Source organism: Vibrio sp. VP6, assembly GCF_028823755.1.
GTDB classification, from domain to species: Bacteria; Pseudomonadota; Gammaproteobacteria; order Enterobacterales; family Vibrionaceae; genus Vibrio; species Vibrio parahaemolyticus.
This window is the reverse complement of record NZ_JAPEID010000128.1, coordinates 1-1,644: the sequence shown is the minus strand read 5'-3', so window position 1 is coordinate 1,644 and position 1,644 is coordinate 1. Positions and strand designations below refer to the sequence as shown.

The window sequence follows — 1,644 nt, the reverse complement described above, 5'->3', positions numbered from 1 at the left end:
CAAGAAGCAAGGCTGGCCGGACATCAAAGACCACTGTAAATCGCGCATCGTGCGCGGTCAGGTTGATATTCTTTCGGCCTCCGAGCAAGTAGATGACCTCGTGCCAGTACCCGTCACCGACATTTACCGAGCGATGCAGGAGGCGTTATGAGCTTCCTTATCTTAGGGAAAACGCTGGAGCAATGGACCTTCTCCAGTGATGAGCAAGTGGCGTTTTTAGACCAATGGCTCAAAGCCGACCGATACAAACTCACCACCAAAGAGTTTTGTCAGTCATTGGTTGAAAACGGCACCGATGCCCTCAAGCAAATCGGTCAAGCCGGACTCGATGCACCAGGGCAAGGTCAACGTTTCGTTGATGTACTCGAAGGCTGGTTTCCAAGTGTGGTATTGAGCTCGATACGCGCGGCCGAAAGCGCCGGACAGCGGCACATCGGACTGCAAACCGCGATTGAGCAGTTAAAGGGCGGTGAAAACATTGTGGCCAAACTGGTCAAGATGCTCGCCTTCCCTTACGCGCTCACCGTCGGCGCGGGCTTTTATGGCGTCTACATCGCTGACAAGATGCTCAGTGCCATCGACAACAAGCCGGGCATTGGCCTCACCGTGCGCAATTTTTTTGCCGACTATGGCATTGCCATCGCCGCGGTCTTTGCCCTACTTCTCCTGGTACTGGCCATGGCACTGCCCAATTGGAAAGGCAATAGCCGCGGAGTCAGTAACGATTGGCCTCTGTTCTCGCTGTATCGCGTTGCCGTGGCATCCACGTTACTCAAAACGCTGGCGAACCTGACGCAATGCGGCATGAAACTCAGTGATGCCTTAGTGCAAGCCGAAATCCGCAATACGCCGTTTGCCAAAGCGCACATCCAAACCATGCGCGAGCAAGCGATTGGGCAAACCAACCTCGGCGCCATTCTCGATACGGGTCTCTTACTGCCAAACGAACTGAGCGCGATGAAGGTCCTTGGCACTCGCGTCAGTTACACCGAACTGCTCAGCGAAAGCGGGCAACACCACAGTGAACATGTGGCGAAACAGCTCGAAAAAATGCAGCTCTGGCTACCGAAAGCCGGATTGCTGGTCACGATATTGGTGCTTGGGTCTCTCATTGCCAGCGCCACTTACCAACTCTATCTCACTTTGATTTAAGGACGCGTTCACAATGCAAATGAACAATACCACCACTCAATTCAACACAACTAAAGAAGAAGTAAACACGATGCACACCGAAGTAAATTCAACTAAAGAGAACTTAACCCCATTAACAGAAAGCTCGCCAATCAAAAGCAAGAAGCAGCGCGGCGCGTCCTTGCTCGACTTTATTTTCTGGATGGGTCTGGCTGCGATTGTCATTGCGGGGATTGCCGCAATGGCCAGCTCAGGTAAAGGCAAACTCAAAATCAACAACACCTTAACCGAAGTCAGTGAAATCCGCGCCGCCGTCGATGCGTGGGCGGGCGCGGGCGCCGATACGGCGGGCGTAAGCCTTTCTGAAATCTGTACCGAAGGCTACGGCTACAGCAATGCGGCGTGGTGTGACGTCAACCAATACGGCGGCACATACACCGTGACAGCAAACAGCTCACACTCCTCTTATGTCGATATTGCCATCAGCAACATTGAGCAAGACAACGTGCTGGC

The 1,644-nt window shown here is 53.2% G+C and carries 2 protein-coding genes; both read left to right on the top strand.

Going from position 1 to position 1,644, the window contains the following annotated elements:
* The first annotated feature begins 147 nt into the window (after positions 1-147).
* Entirely contained in the window at positions 148-1,152 is a 1,005-nt protein-coding gene (locus OU793_RS24395) for a hypothetical protein (RefSeq protein ID WP_025789750.1), read from the top strand.
* Between the two features lie 13 nt (positions 1,153-1,165).
* Positions 1,166-1,644, top strand: a 479-nt coding sequence (locus OU793_RS24390; protein WP_274647898.1) for a hypothetical protein, incomplete at its 3' end; no start/stop codon positions are given.

Excerpts from the sequence above, each read along its gene's own strand:
- OU793_RS24395 (WP_025789750.1), top strand. The coding sequence starts at position 148 with ATGAGCTTCCTTATCTTAGGGAAAACGCTGGAGCAATGGACCTTCTCC.